13 protein-coding genes are annotated in these 19,227 nt (G+C 61.0%); 10 read left to right on the top strand and 3 right to left on the bottom strand.

Annotated elements, in window-relative coordinates; all coding sequences use genetic code 11:
• Positions 1–14 precede the first annotated feature (14 nt).
• From LF252_RS09885 to LF252_RS09900, 4 genes are all read left to right on the top strand, one after another.
• On the top strand, positions 15–2,342 hold the full coding sequence (locus tag LF252_RS09885; protein WP_226269416.1) for an erythromycin esterase family protein: 2,328 nt from the start codon (positions 15–17) through the stop codon (positions 2,340–2,342).
• A gap of 107 nt (positions 2,343–2,449) precedes the next feature.
• Entirely contained in the window at positions 2,450–3,865 is a 1,416-nt protein-coding gene (gene rlmD / locus LF252_RS09890) for a 23S rRNA (uracil(1939)-C(5))-methyltransferase RlmD (RefSeq protein ID WP_394370401.1), read from the top strand.
• Between the two features lie 26 nt (positions 3,866–3,891).
• Entirely contained in the window at positions 3,892–4,251 is a 360-nt protein-coding gene (locus LF252_RS09895) for a hypothetical protein (protein WP_226269417.1), read from the top strand.
• A 12-nt stretch (positions 4,252–4,263) separates the two neighbouring features.
• The gene (locus LF252_RS09900) at positions 4,264–4,638 is read left to right on the top strand and encodes a hypothetical protein (RefSeq protein WP_226269418.1); all 375 of its coding nucleotides are present in this window, start codon (positions 4,264–4,266) and stop codon (positions 4,636–4,638) included.
• Positions 4,639–4,935: 297 nt separating this feature from the next.
• Here LF252_RS09900 and thiL read toward each other — a convergent pair whose 3' ends face one another.
• Together thiL and LF252_RS09910 are read right to left on the bottom strand one after the other, a co-directional pair.
• A complete protein-coding gene (gene thiL, locus LF252_RS09905; RefSeq protein ID WP_226269419.1) occupies positions 4,936–5,958 on the bottom strand; it encodes a thiamine-phosphate kinase in 1,023 nt (340 codons plus the stop codon).
• Between the two features lie 182 nt (positions 5,959–6,140).
• Positions 6,141–7,187 carry a T9SS type A sorting domain-containing protein gene (locus LF252_RS09910; protein WP_226269420.1) on the bottom strand — a complete coding sequence of 349 codons (1,047 nt, stop codon included), beginning with the start codon at positions 7,185–7,187 and terminating at the stop codon, positions 6,141–6,143.
• Between the two features lie 367 nt (positions 7,188–7,554).
• Here LF252_RS09910 and LF252_RS09915 point away from each other — a divergent pair, with 367 nt between their 5' ends.
• The gene (locus tag LF252_RS09915; protein ID WP_226269421.1) at positions 7,555–8,139 is read left to right on the top strand and encodes a hypothetical protein; all 585 of its coding nucleotides are present in this window, start codon (positions 7,555–7,557) and stop codon (positions 8,137–8,139) included.
• Here LF252_RS09915 and LF252_RS09920 read toward each other — a convergent pair.
• On the bottom strand, positions 8,123–9,169 hold the full coding sequence (locus LF252_RS09920; protein ID WP_226269422.1) for a LacI family DNA-binding transcriptional regulator: 1,047 nt from the start codon (positions 9,167–9,169) through the stop codon (positions 8,123–8,125). The genes LF252_RS09915 and LF252_RS09920 overlap by 17 nt on opposite strands.
• A 373-nt stretch (positions 9,170–9,542) precedes the next feature.
• Between LF252_RS09920 and LF252_RS09925 the strand changes: the two genes are divergently transcribed.
• The 5 genes from LF252_RS09925 to LF252_RS09945 all read left to right on the top strand — a co-directional run bounded on the left by LF252_RS09925 (position 9,543) and on the right by LF252_RS09945 (position 18,977).
• Positions 9,543–12,758: a SusC/RagA family TonB-linked outer membrane protein gene (locus LF252_RS09925; RefSeq protein ID WP_226269423.1), complete on the top strand. Its 3,216-nt coding sequence runs from the start codon at positions 9,543–9,545 to the stop codon at positions 12,756–12,758.
• Positions 12,759–12,850: 92 nt separating this feature from the next.
• A complete protein-coding gene (locus tag LF252_RS09930) occupies positions 12,851–14,371 on the top strand; it encodes a RagB/SusD family nutrient uptake outer membrane protein (protein WP_226269424.1) in 1,521 nt (506 codons plus the stop codon).
• Between the two features lie 124 nt (positions 14,372–14,495).
• The gene (locus tag LF252_RS09935) at positions 14,496–16,364 is read left to right on the top strand and encodes a glycoside hydrolase family 2 protein (RefSeq protein WP_226269425.1); all 1,869 of its coding nucleotides are present in this window, start codon (positions 14,496–14,498) and stop codon (positions 16,362–16,364) included.
• A gap of 55 nt (positions 16,365–16,419) precedes the next feature.
• A complete protein-coding gene (locus tag LF252_RS09940) occupies positions 16,420–17,916 on the top strand; it encodes a hypothetical protein (RefSeq protein ID WP_226269426.1) in 1,497 nt (498 codons plus the stop codon).
• On the top strand, positions 17,913–18,977 hold the full coding sequence (locus LF252_RS09945; RefSeq protein ID WP_226269427.1) for an endo-1,4-beta-xylanase: 1,065 nt from the start codon (positions 17,913–17,915) through the stop codon (positions 18,975–18,977). The genes LF252_RS09940 and LF252_RS09945 overlap by 4 nt, the downstream gene beginning before the upstream one ends.
• Positions 18,978–19,227 lie beyond the last annotated feature (250 nt).

Here is a 19,227-nt window from a genome sequence, read left to right on the forward strand (position 1 = left end):
AGTTTATTTTGTTGATGCGGCATCTGTATCTGCTTCTGTTACTGGCCTGGCTACCGCTCAGCGGCTCCGCACAGGCCAGGCTCAATCTGAATTTTGAACCCGATGCCAACCACCATCAGCCGCTGTTGCTGTGGCAGGCTCGCCTGCCTCCCCAGCCCAACCCGCTACTTCGGCTTGATTCTCTGACCAGCGCCGCCAGCGGCCGGGGCAGCCTGCTGGTGGATATGAGTACGGCCGAGGAACCCGTGGGTGGGGCCGTGTACACCAGCATTCTGTCTCTCGATTCGTTGCGGGGCCAGACCGTTACCATCAGCGGGCAGCTGCGCACCCGGCAGTTCCGCGGCAAGGCCTTCCTGTACGCCCACGCCCAATCAAACACCGCGGGCGAGAACCTAGCTAGTAACGATGACTTCAATTCGCCCGCCCTGCCCCTGAATTCGGATTGGCACCGCGTCCAGATTCAGCTGCCCGTACCGGCTGGGGCCGCCAGCTTGCTGCTGGGCCTGCGCTTTTATGGTCAGGGCCGGGTGTGGCTGGATGATGTGCGCGTAGAACGGGGACCCGGCCAGCACTACCACGATGCGCCGCTGCCGGGCACCGAGCCATTGCTGCTAAGCGCCGCCGCCCGTCAGGCCAATTGGGATTTTGAGCGCCCCCCGGTCCGGCTGGCTACCCCGGGGTACCGCCTGGAGTCAGACCCCACCAACCCCGCCCACGGCCGCGCCAGCTGGCGCGTGGAGCCTACCGCACCGGCCGCAGCTGCTTACGCCTATCTGGGCCAGGTGCCGTTGGATTCTACTGTGCGGGGCAAGTTGTTGGTGGTGCAAGGCCAGCTTCGCTACGCGGCTCCTACGCCTGCCCCAGCGCTATACTACACGCTGCTGGCCGAATCGGGTGGGGCGGAAGGCCGACGCGGTGCCCGAGGACCGTTGCGGGAAGTACCACTGCCGGCCAGCAACGGCACGCCTGCTACCTGGCGGCTATTCCGGGTAGAATTACCCACCACCTGGAACGACTATTACACCCAGCTGGTGCTGGGCCTGCACCTGCAGGGAGCGGGCCCGGTAGGCATTGATAACCTGCAGATTCTGGTGGATGGTAAAGCCTACGTGCCGCCGCCCGACCCCGCCGCGCCGCCCGTGCCTACCCCCGCCGAATTGGCCTGGCTCCGGCAAGCTGCCACTCCGCTGCGCACCGCCCTGCCCGACGGCGGTGATACCAAAGACCTGGCCGCTATAGGCACCCTGACAAGCAAGGCGCAGGTTATTGGGCTGGGTGAAACCACCTACGGCTCCCGGGAAATTGCCCAGCTCCGGGCCCGACTTTGCCGGTACCTGGTGGAGCAGAAAGGCGTGCGCACGTTGGTGCTCGAAACCGATGCCGCCACTTGCTTGGCTCTGAACTCCTACCTGCAACTGGGCGAGGGTGACCCGCGTCAGCTGGTGCAAGCCCTGGGCTCCTATAATTCCTCCGAAACGCTGGCCCTGGTGCAATGGCTCCGCGCCTACAATGTCCGCTCAACCGCTCCGGTGCAGGTGTGGGGCTTGGAATGCCAACAGCCTACGGCCTTGGCGACGATGCTGCAGGAGCTGTTACCGGAGCACGCCACCGGTTTGCGCACGCAATTGCGGGACCTGGGTCAGCAGGTGCAGCAGCTCTCCACGGCTGGTATCCGCCTGAATCCGTTCACGGAGCCCGGCGCCAACGATGCCCGCCTGACGGCCGTCCGCGCAGCTTTGCAACAGCTGCGCACGGTGCTGGATGAGCACAACCGCCTGCGCAGCCCCCTTCTGCTACCCGACGACGCCCTGTTGCGCCACGGGCTGCAGTTTCTGGAGCAGTTTGCTGAGTACACCACCCTCGACCCTGAGCTGGCCGACCGGTACCGCGCGAACCTTCGCGCCGAAAATGTGTACTGGCTGCAGCAACAAGCCCCCGGCCAGCGCCTCGTGCTACTGGCCCACAACAACGTGCTGGCAGCTACGGAGGGTACCGGCCAGCGGCTGCGGGCCACCTATGGTCCGGCGTATGTAGGCATCGGCACAGCGTTTGGAGCGGGTAGCTTCCGTGCTGGTACTACTGGAAGCAGCCCACAAACCGTGGCAGCCACTCCCGCTACACCGGGCAGCTACGAGGCCTATTTTCAGACGGCCGGGCTGCCCCTCTCCTTCCTGAACCTGCGCCCGGTAACGCTGACGGCGGGCACGCAGTGGCTGCACCAGAACCTGTTACTGCGCGACGTGGGAGTTTCCGCTTCTCCAACTCAGTTTCTGCGCCACGACCTCCGACGCGAGTTCGATGCTGTACTGTATCTGCCCACTTCCTCCCCTACCGTCCCGTAGCGTCTGCAGCACTTGTACCCCGGAGCTGTGCTCCGGGGTACAACTTCGGGAGGAACGAATCGGCACAAGCTGAGTAATCCGCCTAATCTCTGATTACCTTTGCCGCCGTGAGTAAAGCAGCTAAAAAACTTCCGGCGGAGGCGCTCCGCAATATTGAGATTCAGGACATGGTGGCCGAGGGCAAATGCATCGTCCGCCACGAGAACCTGGTAATTTTTGTGACGCAGGTGGCCCCCGGCGACGTGGTGGACCTGCGCATCACCCGCAGCAAAAAGAACTTCCTGGAAGCCGTGCCCACGCACTTCCACAAGTACTCGGAGCTGCGCGTGCAGCCCTTCTGCGAGCATTTCGGCGTGTGCGGGGGCTGCAAGTGGCAGCACATCGGCTACGAAACCCAGCTTCGCTTTAAGCAGCAGCAGGTAGAAGACACCTTGCAGCGCATTGGCAAGGTGGAAATTCCCCAGGTGCTGCCCATCCAGGGCTCGCCCCAGCAAACCTACTACCGCAACAAGCTGGAGTACACCTTCAGCTTCATGGGCTGGCTGACGGAAGAACAGATCAAGGACGACACCACGCAGTACGACCGGCGCGTGCTGGGCTTCCACACGCCCGCCCGCTTCGATAAAATCATCGACGTAAACCACTGCTGGCTGCAGCCCGACCCCAGCAACCAGATTCGCCTGGCCATCCGGGACTACGCCCGCGAGAACATGCTGCGCTTCGGCAACATCATCAAGCAAACCGGGCTGCTGCGCAACCTCATCATCCGTACGGCCGCCAGCACCGGCGAGCTGATGGTGATTCTGCAGTGCTACCGCCAGCACCAGGCCATTGAGCCCCTGCTGGACTACATCTACGAGCGGTTCCCACAGATTACCTCCCTCAACTACGTGCTCAACGACAAGGGCAACGAAACCTTCCACGACCTGGAGGTGGTGTGCTACAAAGGCAAGCCCTACATCGAGGAGGAAATGGAAGGTCTGCGCTTCCGCGTGGGGCCCAAGTCGTTCTACCAGACCAACTCCGAAGGAGCCTACAACCTCTACAAAATCACCCGCGACTTTGCCCAGCTGACGGGCACCGAGTTGGTGTACGACCTCTACACCGGGGCCGGCACCATTGCCAACTTCGTGTCGCGGCAGGCGCGCCACGTGGTGGGCGTGGAGTACGTGGAGCAGGCCGTGGCCGATGCCCGCGTGAACTCCGAAATCAACGGCACCACCAACACCGAGTTCTACGCCGGTGATATGAAGGACGTGCTCAACGCTGAGTTCATTGAGAAGCACGGCCGCCCCGACGTGGTCATCACCGACCCGCCCCGCGCCGGCATGCACGAAGACGTGGTGCAGCGCCTCCTGGAAATGCGCGCCCCCCGCATCGTGTACGTGAGCTGCAACCCCGCCACCCAAGCCCGCGACTTGGAACTGCTGGACACTGCCTATAAGGTGGTGAAAGTGCAACCCGTGGACATGTTCCCCCACACCCACCACGTGGAGAATGTGGTGCTGCTGGAGTTGAAGTAATACTGACTGTGGCTGCCCATGAGCTGATGTCTATTATCTGGCAGAACCAAGAAATTGGTGTTCTGCGGAACGTGGTGCCGGATATGTGGTATCTGGAAGGCGTTTGGGCTGGCAACAACAGTCCGGCGGCAAATTCCTTCGAAGCAGTAGCCAGGGCGTTGAACGCAAAGGCGATTTACAAAAACTTAGACAACGGAATAGAAGTGTGGTTACAGGATGATGAAGGCACCCTAACTGGCGCCGTTGTTCTTTCCTTGACTGAACCAAATATTCTATTTCTGCGAAGAATAACTAGCAGTTTACCTAATGGCCCCGCTAATCCAGCCATAAGTATTTTCAGTTCAATTCTTCAAAAAATCACTGCTTTACTAACCCAACTGCGGTAAAAAGCTGACTACATGGACTACACCAACGACCCTGAACTGAACGGCAAATACTTGGGCACCATCACCAAGGATTTTGCCACGGTATCGGATACGCTCAAGGAGGCCTCTTACCAAATTCGGAAGCGGGACATTTCCAAGTATCCCATCTTCATCTTTGCCCGGCAGGAGGTGCCGCTGGGCGGCCTGCTGGTGAATGCCGACGAACTGAATCTGGAGTGGCACGTGTTTGCCAGCTACCTCGAAATGCTGGTGCAACAGCGCGTCATCGGGCTGGAGAAGGTGGAGGACTTCCAGCAGACCTACAAAGACGCCGACGAGTACTGCTGCCTGTTCGTGCTGGATGAGGAGTTCACCAACTTTGTGTACGTGCCCTACCCGGAGGATTAATGTATAGAATAGCTGTCTACGCGCTACTGTTATTCGCTGTAGTCTCATTAGTTACAGCTCGTTTGGATGGGGCAGCAGACGGCTATAATCTAATCGGGTTTCCTTTCCGATTTTATTCCAACACCAGCGGCAAATGCTACACCTGTAACAATTGGTTTCGGTTTGATCTAGTTCTTCTTGATTTAGCCTGTTGTATTCTAATTGTTCTGTTGATAGGCATCCTCATCAAGCTGATTGCTGATTCCAAAAAAGAACGGCGCTGATAATATATCAGCGCCGTTCTTTCTTACTCTCTTGCTACCCAAAATGCTGAAAGCCCTGGGCGCGCAACGGGATGGGCTGGCCGGTTTTGGTGATGAGGTTGGCACCCTCACCCTTGTCCACCATGTGGCCGATGATGGTGATGTCTGGGTGGTTTTTGATTTTGGCGTGGTCGGCGAGGGGTACGGTGAAGAGCAGCTCGTAGTCTTCGCCCCCGTTGAGCATGCACATGATGGGGTCGAGGTTGAACTCGTTGGCCACTTCTAGGCTGGGGTTGGCAATAGGCAGGTTTTCGGTGAACACGCGCGCCCCGGTGCCGCTGGCCTGGCAGAGGTGCAGCACCTCGGAGGCCAGCCCGTCGGAAATGTCAATCATGCTGGTGGGCACCACGCCCAGGTCGCGCAGCTCATGCACTACGTCCATGCGGGCCTCGGGCCGAAGCTGGCGCTGCAGTACGTAGGGGTATTTGCCGAGTTCGGGTTGGGTTTCGGGGTCAGCTTGCCAGGCCTGCTTTTCGCGCTCCAGCACCTGCAGGCCCAGGTAGGCTCCGCCCAGGTCGCCGGTTACGCAGAGCAGGTCGTTGGCTCCGGCTCCGCTGCGTCGCACGGCTTTGCCGGCTTCGGCCAGCCCCAGGGCCGTAATGCTGATGGTAAGGCCGGAGCGGCTGCCGGTGGTGTCGCCGCCTACCAAATCCACGTTGTAGGCCTCGCAGGCCAAACGAATTCCTTCATATAATTCCTCCACGGCCTCCACCGAGAACCGGGCGGGCACGCTCACGGCCACTACAATCTGGGAGGGCGTGGCGTTCATAGCGGCCACATCCGATACGTTTACGGCCACGGCTTTGTAGCCCAGGTGTTTGAGGGGGCAGAACGTGAGGTCGAAGTGCACGCCTTCCACCAGCAAATCGGTGCTGATAACCATTTCCTGCCCGGCCGGCGGGGCCAGAATGGCGGCGTCGTCGCCGATGCCCAGCACGGTGCTGGGCTGGGTGAGCTGCACGGTTTCCTGAATCCGGCGAATCAGGCCAAACTCTCCTACTTTATCCAGAGGTGTCATAATAACTACAAATTGAGCGGATGCGAGCCGAATGGTGATGCAGAAACCACTATACGGTGTTGCCGAGGCGCAAAGGTACAAAACCAGTAGAGTGGGATGCGGGAGCTACCGGCAAACAAAAACCGCCGCTCCGTATCCCGGAGCGGCGGTTGAGTGATGTGCCGTAAGGCTGCGCAGTGAAATTATTTCACCATCAGCTCTTTGTACACTTTCAGCTGACCATCCTGCGAGATGAACTGCACGAAGTACAGACCGGGCGTGAGGCGCGAAATGTCCAGCGTTACGTTTTCTTCGCTCAGGCCGCGGGGCGTAGCCGAAATGTTCTGGCCCAAGCCGTTGATTACGGCCACCGAACCTACTTTAGCGCCTTTGATTTGTACGAACGCCTGGCCCGAAGCCGGATTCGGGAACACGCTAATGGCCGAGTTGAATTTCTCCAGTGTTTTCAGCGGGGCGTAGGAGCCGAAGGGGCCGGTGTAGTCGGTGTGCTCACCCAGGCGGGCGTAGCTCTGCTTCTCCGGCTTCGTCGATACGGGCGTGGTCGACAAATCGTAGGCCGAAGAATAGGCTTCCCACTCGGTAGCGGGCGTCCAGTTGCTGCCAACGGCCGGGCTGGTGCGCACGCCGGTAGATACCGTAGCCTTGCGCTTCAGCGACATGTTGGCCGAGTACACGGTGGAGTTGCTGCCCCAGCCAGTCAGCGGCTGCTCGCCGATAACACCGAAAATGTCAATCAGGATAGGCGTACCCTGACCCGCTACGGCACCCGTCCAGCGTACCAGCGCCACGGCGTCGTCGCCGTTGAAGTAGCCTACGCCACCGGTTTTGATAGTGTTCGGGCCGGGAGTTTGGTACTTGGCACCCAGCTGGTCGGCGTTGGTCAGAATCTGGGGAAGCGTAGCTTCACCGTTGGCGTACACGAATACATCGGTGGGGCTCAGTGTGTTAGAGCCGGTAGCGCGCTGCAGTTTCTCCTCTTCCGTAACGGTGGTAGAGCCGTTGGAATAGCGACGCACCGAGTACGGGTCCAGGTTCACGGCTGTGGTGGTGGGGTTGAAGATTTCGAGGCAACGCTCGTTACCGGTAGAGTTGGCGGCTCCACCGTAGTTAACGCCCGACTGGTGGGCACCCTCAATGTATTCGGAAAGGAACAGCTCGGTGCCTTGGCCAAACGAGGTAGTAGCCGCAGCAAATACTAAGGCCGAAGCCAGCATGTAGCTCTTTTTCATGCGCTTAATTTCGGAAAAGGTGTGGATGAACTGATGGCAAAGATAGGGCAATTACGCTGGGACTGGACAACGCCAAGACAGTAAAAAACCAGCTTACGCCATTTATTTACTGTTCAGCCTGTAAGCCAACTATCAATTTAACAATAAGTTAGCAACAACAAGCTGAAAAAATTCTCTACTCAGGCTATCCTCTCTCCTGCCCCTAACCATGCCGCCACGGCCGGAGTAGCGCACACAGTGACACTTCATTGAGCCAGTGCGGCTGCCTGACCAGTTGGAGCGGAGGCGCACAACTCTGCTCTATTTTTGATTGATTTTGGATTGTTTTTCGTTGAGCGGTTATCCTTGTTTCCGTACTGCATTTTCTATGTCCCGCGCTTCTGCCTACTTCTTGTCGTTAGTTCTGTTGGTCTCCCTCGGCTGCAACCGTTCATCCAAGCCCATCGACCCCGCTTCGGCGCAGGCGGTGAAGGTGCAGCTCAACATTTTGCAGGACAGCGTGGATGCCCGCTGGACCGAAATGCTGGCCTCCGACGATGCCAAGTTGCGCGACACGCGCCAGCTCCTGCGGGAGCTTACGGCCCAGCCCACCGCCAACCGCCAGCAACTGGCGCAGCTACAATACGCCAACGACCGGCTACCGCGCCTGCGCTACACGCGCCAGTCGATGGCCGAATCGGCGCGGATTGATGCCTACGATACCGCCCAGGACTCGTTGCTGCGGGTGGTGTACGGGCTGGTACCCAACCAGCCGGCACCCGGCTCGGTGCTGGAGCAGCTCACGGCCCGCATTCAGACGGCCGACACCGATTTAGTGACCTTCCGGGTGCGCTACGACGAGGCCGCTACCCGGTTCAACAACTACCTGCAGGTGCACGCGGCGGAACTGGAGCAGCTGGGCGGCAAGTATGCCCGCCTGAAGCCGCTGCCGCTATTTACTCTGCCAAACTAGCTGCCCCCGGCTTGGCCTTGGCTGCCGTGGATTGGCGCGCTACCAGCTCCGACTTCAGCACGCGGCTCTGACTGGGTAGCACGGCCTTTTTGCGCTCAATGGCCCGCAGCAGAATGCGGGCGGCCTCCTGCCCAATCTCGTAGGCGGGCTGCCGGATGGTGGTGAGTGGTGGGGCCAGTAGAGCCGCCACGCCCAAATTGGAAAACCCGATGATACGTACTTCGTCAGGAATGATGCGGCCCAGCTGCTGGCAGGCCAGGTAGCTACTGATAGCCAGCCGCTCCACGGAGGCAAAAATTCCGTCTATCTCGGGCCGGGCCGCCAGCAGGTCGGTAATCAGGCCGGTGTTGTGGTCGTCGTCACCGTCGCCGGTGAGCACCAGGGTTTCATCGAAGGGAATGCCGGCTTCGTGTAAAGCAGCTTGATAGCCCTGCAGCCGCATCCGCCCAATGGACAGGCTATTGGACAGGGACAAATGGGCAATGTGGCGGCAACCGGCTTCCAGCAGGTGGCGGGTGGCCTGGTGGCCGCTTTCGTAGTCGTTGGTGGTAACGGAAGCCGTGCCCAGTCCTTCGTATACCCGATCAAAAAATACCAGGGCAGGCTTGCTGGCGTACAGCTTTTCTAGGTGCGAAAAGTCGTGGCTGCCACTGGCTACCGACATCAGCAGCCCATCGGCGCGGCCACCGGTGAGGTACTGCGTAATGGCCACCTCCCGCTCGTAGTCGTCGTGGGTGAGGTAGATGAGGACGTGGTAATCATTCTGGCGGGCTACTTCCTCAATGCCGTTGATGGCTAGGGAGAAGAAGTGGTTATCGACTTCCGGAATAACCACCCCAATGGTTTTGCTGATGTTGCCGCGTAGGCTGCTGGCGTAGGCGTTGGGCTGATAGCCCAACGAATCGGCCAGGGCGCGCACCCGCTCCTTGGTTTTGGCGGATACCTCATGACTATCCTGCAGGGCTCTGGAAACTGTGGCAATGGACAGGTTCAGCTCCTGCGCAAGCCGCTTCAGATTAACCGGGGGCATTGAAAAACACGACTAAGTACTAGGGCTAAAACTAGCGGATTTTGGTCAGCCAAGGAAGTGGCTGCCCCATCCCAGCATCCGCAGACTGCAAGTAATGGTTCACTCACCCAAGAGTCATTTGCGGGCTTACTGTTGAGTTTTCGAGCCGAATTTCCGCAAACGGTTACGTAGATAAACTCGGGCAGAGGTGTTCCAACCAAGGTCGGTTGCTATGTACTTAGCAGTGTAGAAACACCCCCTAAGGCCGCGTTTTTACTACGGGCAGCGTCCTCCCAAACCGGGGGTTATCAAGCACTCACCTACTAGCTGGTGAAGAAGGATAGCTTCCTGCTGAAACGCTGCCGGTATTGCCAATCACCAATTCCCACACCCTATGACCCGTTTACTACCCCCCTTTCCGTTCCGCCGCGCCGCCGCCCCACTGGCGCTGCTGCCGACGCTGGGCGCGGGCCTGGCCCCGGCGGCGCAGGCTGCCCCGGTTAGCCTGCACGCCCCCACTCCCGCCCGCCTCGCCGATGTTACCGTGAAGGGGCGCGTAGTGGACGAAAAAGGCCAGGGCCTGCCCGGCGTGAATGTAGTAGTAAAAGGCACCAGCAACGGCACCCAAACCGACCCCAACGGTCGTTACTCCCTCAAAGTGGCCGACAACGCCACGCTGGTGTTCAGCTTTATCGGCTACCTGCCCCAGGAAGTGGCCGTGAACGGCCGGGACGCGGTGAACATTACGCTGGCCCCCGACAACAAAACGCTGAGCGAGGTAGTGGTTGTGGGCTATGGGGTGCAGGAGAAAAAGCTGCTGGCCACGTCGGTAGCCTCTATATCGGCCAAGCAGGTGGAGCTGATTCCGGTGGCCTCGCCCTCCGAGGCGCTGGTGGGCCTGGTGGCGGGCGCGCAGATTACCGAGCCCTCCGGGGAGCCGGGCGCGGGCGCCGTAATTCGGGTGCGGGGGCTGGGCTCCATTACGGCCGGCAATAACCCGCTGTACGTGGTGGATGGCTACCCCCTGAACTCGCCCGACAGCTACTACCAGATTCCGCCCGGCGACATCCAGAGCATCCAGATTCTGAAGGACGCGGCGGCCAGCGCCATTTACGGCTCGCGCGGGGGCAACGGCATTGTGATTGTGACCACCAAGCGGGGCCGTGCCGATGGCAAAACTCGTTTCAACTTTACGGCCAACACCGGCATTCAGCAGGTGGCCAAGCGCGTGGACCTGATGGACCGGGACGAGTTTCTGGACTACCTCCGCGACTCTTTCACTAACGGCAACAAAGCCATTCCGGCCAACCTGCAGCCCGGTGCCCCCGAGCTGCCCAACACCAACTGGCAGGATGAGATTTTCCGGACCGGGGTGCAGCAGCAGTACCAGCTGTCGGCCTCGGGCGGCACGGATAAGTCGCGCTTTTACATATCGGGCGGCTACTTCAAGCAAACCGGCACGCTGAAAGGCTCGGGCTTCGAGCGGTTTTCGCTGCGCGCTAACTATGACGCCCAGCTGAGCCCCAAGCTGAAACTGGGCCTGAGCTTAGCGCCCAACTTCTCGCGCACGGATGTGGTACCCGCCTCGGGCAGCTACAACGGCGGCAACATTACGGGTGGTGGCCCCGGCGGCGAAACCGGCGCCATAACGGCCGCCTTCATTATGCCCTCCATTGTGCCCGTTCGCCTGCCCAACGGCGACTACGCTGGCCTGAAAACCGGCACCAACAACGCCCTCACCAACCCCGGCGACCTGCTGAGCCCCGTGGCTCCGCTGGATTTGTACCAGGACCGCAACAACACAATTCGGGCCCTGGGCAGCACCTTCCTGGATTTCGAGGTAATTAAGGGCCTGAACCTGCGCACCAACTTTGGGGCGGAGCTGCTGAATTCGCGTCGGGGCATTTACGTGCCCGCCACGCTGGGCACGGCCGGCAACCAATCGGCCAACCTCTCCAACCCAGTGCTGAACAACGTGGATGCCCGACGCATCAACGGCACCAACATGAACTGGGTGTGGGAAAACACGGCCACCTACAACCGCACCTTCGGCACCAGCCACAACCTCACGCTGCTGGCGGGCTACGCGGCCCAGTACAATACTTCGGAAGGTAATACCGTAGTGGGCCAGACCGGCACCTACACCAACACCGATATTCAGTACCCCACCGCCGCTGGGCAGGTGCTGGGCACGAACCTCTACAACAACGAAAACGCGCTGACCTCGGTGTTCGGCCGGGTTGATTACGCCTTTAAGGAGCGGTACATCCTCACGGCTGCCCTGCGTTCCGATGGTAGCTCCCGCTTCGGACCCGATAACCGCTACGCTATGTTCCCCTCAGTGGCGCTGGCGTGGCGCGTGGCCGAGGAAAGCTTCATCAAGCAGTTCCCCACCATTTCGGAGTTGAAGCTGCGGGCTTCCTACGGGGTAACCGGCAACAACAACATCGGCGACTACAACTACCAGAGCTACCAGGAGCCGGCCAACTATGTGTTTGGCACCGGCAACGGCACCCGCGCCTATGGCTTCTCGCCCAACGGCGTGGCCCTGCGTAACTTGGGTTGGGAAACCAATACGCAGTTTGATGCCGGCTTTGACCTGGGCTTGTTCCAGGACCGCATCTACCTGACGGCCGCCGCCTACCAGCGCAACACCACCGATCTGCTGCTCAACCGCAACATCCCGGCTATTCTGGGCTTCTCGTCGCGGGCTTTGGCCAACGTGGGCGAGGTGCGCAACCGAGGCCTGGAGTTTCAGCTGAACACGGCCAACGTGGTGAAGGGCAACTTTACCTGGAGCACGTCGGCCAACCTCACCTTCAACCGCAACGAAGTACTGGCCCTGGCCGGGGCTAATGAGCAAATCACGTTTGATGCGGTGTTTGGCTACACCAGCTCTATCCGGGTGGTGCCGGGCCAGCCGCTGGGCGTGTTTTACGGCTACACCCAGGAGGGCGTGTACCGGGACCAGGCCGATATTGATGGCAGCCCCAAATGGACGGCCAGCAACACCAAAGTGGTGCCCGGCGACCTGAAGTTCAAGGACATCAACGGCGACGGGCAGATCAACTCCCAGGATATTGGGGTGATTGGCAACCCCTTTCCCAACTTCACCTACGGCCTGCAGAACACGTTTGGGTACAAAGCCTTCTCGCTGGCCGTTACGCTGCAGGGCTCCCAGGGCAACGACGTGCTGAACGGCACCGACCGGTACACCATCAACGGGGGCGGCGGCACCAACGGGCGCAAAGAGTGGGTAAACCGCTGGCGCAGTCCCGACAACCCCGGCGACGGCAAAACGCCGCTGGCTACCTCGGCCGGCTCGCTGCGCACCCAGTTCAACTCCTACTTCGTGCACGACGCCTCCTTCCTGCGCATCCGCAACGTGACCCTGCGCTACAACGTGCCCACCGACTGGGCCCAGAAAGCCAAGCTGCAGAGCGCCAGCATCTACACCAGCATTCAGAACCTGTACACGTTCACGAAGTACTTCGGCTACAACCCCGAGGCCAACAACTACGGCAACTCCACTACCCCCACGTACGGCGTGGACCAGGGTGCCTACCCCATGGCCCGCACCCTCACCCTGGGCGTTCAATTAGGTTTCTAGTTTCTGGTTTTGGGTTTCTAGTTGATTGCTGCCCGTAGCTCAAAAACCAGCAACCAGAAACAAGCAACTAGAAACTCACTTTCCTTCCCACCATGACATTCGACTACAAACAGATAGTTACTGGAGCGGGCGTAGCGGCGCTGCTAGGCCTGGCCGCCCTGGGTACCACCTCCTGCAGCAAGGACTTCATTGACCTGAACGACCCTACCCGCCTGCCCACCTCGGAGGGCTACACCGATTCCCTGAGCCTAGTGACGGGCGTAACGGCTGCTTACGCCTCCTTGCAGGACGTGTACGGCAAGGCCGCCGCCAACAACCGGGGCCTGTTCGTGTTCGGCGAGCTGCCCTCCGACAACAGCTACGCCCTCACCTCGGGCGAGCGGCTCAACGAGTTCAACGACTTCACCGTCATCAGCGACAATCCGCGCCTGCAGAGCCAGTGGCTGGTAACCTACCGCACCATTGCCCGCTGCAACATTGTCCTGAGCCGGGGCGGCGACATTAAACTTACCGAGGCTACCCGCAACCGGCTGTTTGCCGAGGTGCGCTTCATTCGGGCGCTAGCGTACTTTAACGCCGTACGGATTTGGGGCGACGTGCCGCTGGTCACCCGCGAAATTGCCTCCATTTCGGATGCCTATGAGTTTGGCCGCACGCCGCAAGCGCAGGTGTACGCCCAAATTGAGGAAGACCTCGCCTTCGCCGAAACTAACCTACCCACCGCGCAAACCGGCGTGAACCTGGGCCGGGCCACCAAAGGCGCTGCGCAGGGCTTGCTAGGCAAGGTGCTGCTTACCCAGAAGAAATACGCCGAGGCCGCTGCCAAGCTCAAGCAGGTTATCGACGCCAATACCTACACCCTGCAGGCCACCTACGCCAACATCTTCGCCACCACAAATGAGATGAACAGCGAGATTCTGTTTGCGGTGCGCTACTCCAAAGGTGGTTTGGGTATTGGCAGTGGCTTCACCACGTGGTTTATGCCGGCTTATACTACTGCTCAAACCACCTCCCTGATTGGCGCGGCCTTTACCGGCCAGCAGTTCAACACCGTGGATGCTGACCTGGTAGCGGCCTTCCAGGCCAGTGGCACTTCCGACGTACGCGCGGCCACCTCCTACGTGCTGCCGGCCGGCGCGGCCACTACTCTGGGTTACTATACCAAGAAGTACATTGACACGCCCACCAGCTCCACCGACGCCGAAAATGACTGGATTGTGCTGCGCTACGCCGATGTGCTACTGCTGTACGTTGAGGCTGTGAACGAGGCCGCCGGCCCGAGCGCCCCGGCCCTAAGCGCCGTAAACCAGGTAATCCGTCGCTCGCGCAACCTGCCGGCAAACACCGCCAACGCCACCGTGGACCTGCCCGCCAGCACCACCCGCGAGGCCCTGCGCAGCCGCTTGGAACTGGAACGCCGCCTGGAGCTGAGCATGGAAGGCCACCGCTGGTTTGACCTCGTGCGCACCGACCGCGCCATCCCGGTGATGAACGCCTTCTTCACCAAAACCAACTCCACCACCCGCGTCGACCAGAACGACCTGCTGTTCCCGATTCCGCTGCAGGAAATCCAGACCAACCCGAAACTGACTCAGAACCCGGGCTATAACTAAGTGGTGAATGAGCGAATGAGTGATGGAGTGAGTTTGACACCTGGCCAGCGCGGTATTGCTCAAATAGACTCCTCAGATTCCACTTAATTACCCATTCGCTCATCCACTCATTCACTGCTTGTACATGACTTTCCCCACCTCGCTGAAGACGCTGGCCACGGCCGCCCTGCTGCTGGCCGGCGCTTTCATCACCCAGCCGCTGCTGGCCCAGTCCACGCTGATTCAGAACGCGCCCGGCCGCCGGGTGCTGAGCCTGAACGGCCGCTGGAACTACATCATCGACCCCTACGAAAACGGCTTCTACGACTACCGCCGCGAGGCCTTCGACCAGTCGAAAAGCGGCAAGGGCGGCTACTACGACAACCAGAAGCCCAGCTCCCGGCAGGAGACCGAGCTGATTGAGTACGACTTCGACCACGCCGACGCCCTGCAGGTGCCCGGCGACTGGAACTCCCAGCGGCCGGAGCTGCTGTACTACGAGGGCACCATCTGGTACAAGAAAAGCTTCCAGCTGAAGCCCGCCCCCGGCAAGCGCTACCACCTGTATTTCGGGGCCATCAACTACGAGGCGCACGTGTACCTGAACGGCAAGAAGCTCGGCATGCACAAGGGCGGCTTCACCCCGATTCAGTACGACATTACCGACCGGCTGAATCCGGACGGGGAAAACTTCGTGGTGGTGAAGGCCGACAACACCCGCCGCCCCGACGAGGTGCCGACCATCAACACCGACTGGTGGAACTACGGCGGCATGACCCGCGACGTGTTCGTGGCCGAAACCCCGCAGACCTTCATTAGCGACTACAAAGTGCAGCTGGCCAAGGGCAACATGGGCCAGATCAGCGGCTTCGTGCAGCTGACGGGGGATGCCAAAGCGGGCCAGACGGTGACGCTGAGCATTCCGGAAGCCAAGCTGACGCAGCAGGTGAAAACCGACGACGAGGGCCGCGCTACCTTCTCGGTGCCGGCCAGGAAGCTCACGCTTTGGTCGCCGCAGACGCCCAAGCTGTACGCGGTGACGCTCAGCACCGGCGCCGACCAGGTGCAGGACCGCATCGGCTTCCGCACCATCGAAACCAAGGGCGCGGACATTTTGCTGAACGGCAAGAGCATCTTCATGCGCGGCATTTCGATGCACGACGAGAACCCGCTGATTCCGGGCCGGGCCCGGGGTGAGGGGGATTTGCGCATGCTGCTGACCTGGGCCAAGGAACTAGGCTGCAACTACGTGCGCCTGGCCCACTACCCGCACAACGAAACCATGCTCAAGCTGGCCGACGAAATGGGCCTGCTGGTGTGGGCCGAGGTGCCGGTGTACTGGACTATTGCCTGGCAGAACCCCGCCACCTACCAGAACGCCGAGCAGCAGCTTACGGACCTGATGGCTATGGGGAAAAACCGCGCCAGCATCGTCGTCTGGTCGGTAGGCAACGAGACGCCGCTGAGCGAGCCGCGCCTGCAGTTCATGACCAACCTGGTGAAGAAAGCCCGCTCGCTGGACGACACCCGCCTGCTCTCGGCCGCCCTGGAACTGCACCGCACCCCCGACAACGTCATCCACGTGGACGACCCGCTGGGCGAGTTTCTCGACCTGACCAGCATCAACGAGTACGCCGGCTGGTACTGGGGCGGCAAGCCCGGTGAAATCACCAAGTACACCTTCGACATCAAGTACAACAAGCCCGTCACCATCAGTGAGTTTGGCGGCGACGCGCTGGCCGGCTACCACGCCGACGCCGACACGCGCTGGAGCGAGGAGTATCAGGAGGCGCTGTACGTGAACCAGCTCAAGATGCTGGGCACCATCAAGAACCTGCGCGGCATGACGCCGTGGATTCTGGCCGACTTCCGCGCCACCCGCCGGCAGCACCCGGTGTACCAGCAGGGCTTCAACCGCAAAGGCCTGATTTCGAGCACCGGCACGAAGAAAAAGGCCTTCTACGTGCTGCAGGAGTACTACCGCCAGATGGCCCAGAAATACGACGGTCGTTAACCCCACCCCCGGCCCCTCCCCTCCGGGAGAGGGGTGCGTTCTGACGTCAAACCAAATGAATAAATCCACTTGCTGCTTTGCTAGTCGTCTGGCCCCCCTCTCCCGGAGGGGAGGGGCCGGGGGTGGGGTCCTGCTAGCCCTGCTCCTGCTCACCTTCGCCGCCCAGGCCCAGCAGCTCGACACCACCGAGTACACCCTGCGCGTCGACGCGAAGAAGACGCTCAACAACTCCCAGACCAACGGTACGGCCTCGTTTTCGCCCTACAAGAGCTACGCCACGCGCAACATCGGGCAGCTCAAAAACTTCAAGCCGGGCAAGACGAAGCTGAGCAAGTACGGCGGGCGGCTCGATAAGCGTACCACGGCCACGGGCTTCTACTACGTGAAGAAGGTGGACGGGCGCTGGTGGGCCGTGGACCCGGACGGCTACTTTTTCCTGCACAACGCCCAGAATAACCTGCAGCCCAACGGCTCGGAGCGCAACCAAAAGGCGCTGAAGGCGAAGTTCGGCGACAAGGCGGGCTGGATGACGCGGACCCGCAAGCTGCTGCTCGACAACGGCTTCAACGGCGCGGGCGCGTGGTCGGCCAACGAGGAAATCCGGGCGGAAAACGCCAAGGCCGACCGGCCCCTGGCCTACACCGTGAACCTGGACTTCATGAGCAAGTACGGGGAAAAGCGCGGCGGCACCTACCAGCAGCCCGGCCACAAGGGCTACCCCAACGACGTCATCTTCGCCTTCGACCCGGGCTTTGCCGAGTTCTGCGAGGAGTACGCCCGGCAGCTCAGCAAGTACAAGGACGACCGGAACCTGTTCGGCTACTTCTCCGACAACGAGATGCCGCTGCTGCGCAAAAACCTCGACGGCTACCTCAAGCTGCCCCAAACCGAGCCCGGCTACCAGGCCGCCAAACAGTGGGCCGACGCGCGCAACATCACCCTGGAAACCATAACCGACCAGAACCGCCAGGATTTCCTGGCCTTCGTGGCAGAGCGTTACTTCAGCACGGTGGCCAAGGCGCTGAAGAAGAACGACCCCAACCACATGTACCTCGGCTGCCGCTTCCACGGCGCCCAGCGCTACTACCCCGAGCTGATCCAGGTGACCGGCAAGTACGTGGACGTGGTCAGCATCAACTACTACAATAACTGGACTCCCGAGCCCCGGTGGGTAAGCGAATGGGAAAAGCTGGCCCAGAAGCCCTTCATGGTGACCGAATGGTACGTGAAAGGCGAAGACGCGCCCGGCCTGGCCAACACCGCCGGCGCCGGCTGGGTCGTCCGCACTCAGGCCGACCGGGGCCGCTTCTACCAGAACTTCACGCTGGGCTTGCTGGAATCGAAGAATTGCGTGGGCTGGCACTGGTTTAAGTACCAGGACAACGACCCGCAGGAACCCAACGCCGAGCCCTCCAACACCAACGCCAACAAGGGCATCGTGGACATCGAGTTCCAGCCCTACCAGCCGCTGGTGGACCAGATGCGCGAGCTGAATCAGCAGATGTACCGCCTTGCTGACTATTTCGACCACCGCCAACGCCCGCAGCCGTGAACAAACCCGTCGTTTTCGCTTTGAGCGCGGCCCTGTTGCTGCTGGCCCAGTGCGGCAGCAAGAACACCGCCACCGACCCAGCACCCACCCCGGCTCCGTCGCTGGGCAGCCTGCGCGAAGCCGCGTTTCCCTTCGGGGCAGCGGTGAATGTGAGTCTGCTCCGCAGCAACGCCGCCTACCGCGCTCTGGTGGTGCGCGAGTACCGCAGCGTGACGGGCGAAAACGCCATGAAATTTCGCAGCCTGCACCCCGACCAGAACACTTACACCTGGCCCGACGCTGACTACCTGATGCAGTTTGCGCAGCAGAACAACGCCCGCGTGCACGGTCACACCCTCATCTGGCACAACTCGCTGCCCAGCTGGGTGACCAACTTCCAGGGTGACTCCACAGCTTGGGAAAACCTGATGAAGACCCACATCCAGACCGTGGTGGGCCACTTCCGCGGGCAGGTAGTTTCCTGGGACGTGGTGAACGAAGCCATAGCCGAAGACGGCACCCTGCGCCCCAGCGTGTGGCGCCAGCACCTCGGCCCCGACTACATTGCCCGCGCCTTCCAGTACGCCCGCCAGGCCGACCCCGACGCCAAGCTGTTTTACAACGACTACGGCCACGAGTACGGTCCTACCAAGCGCACGGCCATTCTGAACCTGGTCACCGGCCTCAAAAGCCGCGGCATTCCCATCGATGGCATCGGCTTGCAAATGCACACCAACAGCAACCGCGCCGACGCCAACCTGGCCACCGCCATTACCTCGGCCGCCCAAACGGGGCTGCTGGTGCACATTTCGGAGCTGGACGTGGCCATGAACCCTGGCAAAACCGCCGGCCTCACCTGGACCAGCACCCTGGCCGACGCTCAGAAAGCCAAGTACAGACTCATCGTGCAGACCTACAACGCCCTGCCCGCCGCCCAGCGCTTCGGCCTCACCACCTGGAACGTCACCGACGCCGACTCCTGGGTGCGCGCCGACTGCAACTGCCCCGACTGGCCCCTGCCCTTCGACGACCAGTACCAGAAAAAGCCCGCCTACGACGGCATCGTGGAGGCGCTGAAATAACCCCACCCCCGGCCCCTCCCCTCCGGGAGAGGGGTGCCAGACGACTTCAGCGTCAGAACGCACCCCTCTCCCGGAGGGGAGGGGCCGGGGGTGGGGTCCTATCTTGTTGACTCACCTGGCGGCTGCCGGCCGCATTGGGGAATGGGAAAAGCAGCTGTTTCGCAGGGAACAGGGGCCGCGCACCTTAGTGAGTGGGGTGCCGGCGCCGATGAAGCAGTTGTAGCCAGCAGCCGCCAGTGAGTTCAACAAC

It is taken from the genome of Hymenobacter pini, assembly GCF_020421205.1.
Classification (GTDB): domain Bacteria; phylum Bacteroidota; class Bacteroidia; order Cytophagales; family Hymenobacteraceae; genus Hymenobacter; species Hymenobacter pini.

Bases quoted from the DNA above. Each gene is read 5' to 3' on its own strand.
- LF252_RS09930 (WP_226269424.1), top strand. From the start codon at position 12,851: ATGACATTCGACTACAAACAGATAGTTACTGGAGCGGGCGTAGCGGCG.
- LF252_RS09935 (WP_226269425.1), top strand. From the start codon at position 14,496: ATGACTTTCCCCACCTCGCTGAAGACGCTGGCCACGGCCGCCCTGCTG.
- LF252_RS09920 (WP_226269422.1), bottom strand. From the start codon at position 9,169: ATGCCCCCGGTTAATCTGAAGCGGCTTGCGCAGGAGCTGAACCTGTCC.
- LF252_RS09885 (WP_226269416.1), top strand. From the start codon at position 15: ATGCGGCATCTGTATCTGCTTCTGTTACTGGCCTGGCTACCGCTCAGC.
- LF252_RS09940 (WP_226269426.1), top strand. From the start codon at position 16,420: ATGAATAAATCCACTTGCTGCTTTGCTAGTCGTCTGGCCCCCCTCTCC.
- thiL (WP_226269419.1), bottom strand. From the start codon at position 5,958: ATGACACCTCTGGATAAAGTAGGAGAGTTTGGCCTGATTCGCCGGATT.
- LF252_RS09925 (WP_226269423.1), top strand. From the start codon at position 9,543: ATGACCCGTTTACTACCCCCCTTTCCGTTCCGCCGCGCCGCCGCCCCA.
- LF252_RS09895 (WP_226269417.1), top strand. From the start codon at position 3,892: ATGTCTATTATCTGGCAGAACCAAGAAATTGGTGTTCTGCGGAACGTG.
- LF252_RS09900 (WP_226269418.1), top strand. From the start codon at position 4,264: ATGGACTACACCAACGACCCTGAACTGAACGGCAAATACTTGGGCACC.
- LF252_RS09915 (WP_226269421.1), top strand. From the start codon at position 7,555: ATGTCCCGCGCTTCTGCCTACTTCTTGTCGTTAGTTCTGTTGGTCTCC.
- LF252_RS09910 (WP_226269420.1), bottom strand. From the start codon at position 7,187: ATGAAAAAGAGCTACATGCTGGCTTCGGCCTTAGTATTTGCTGCGGCT.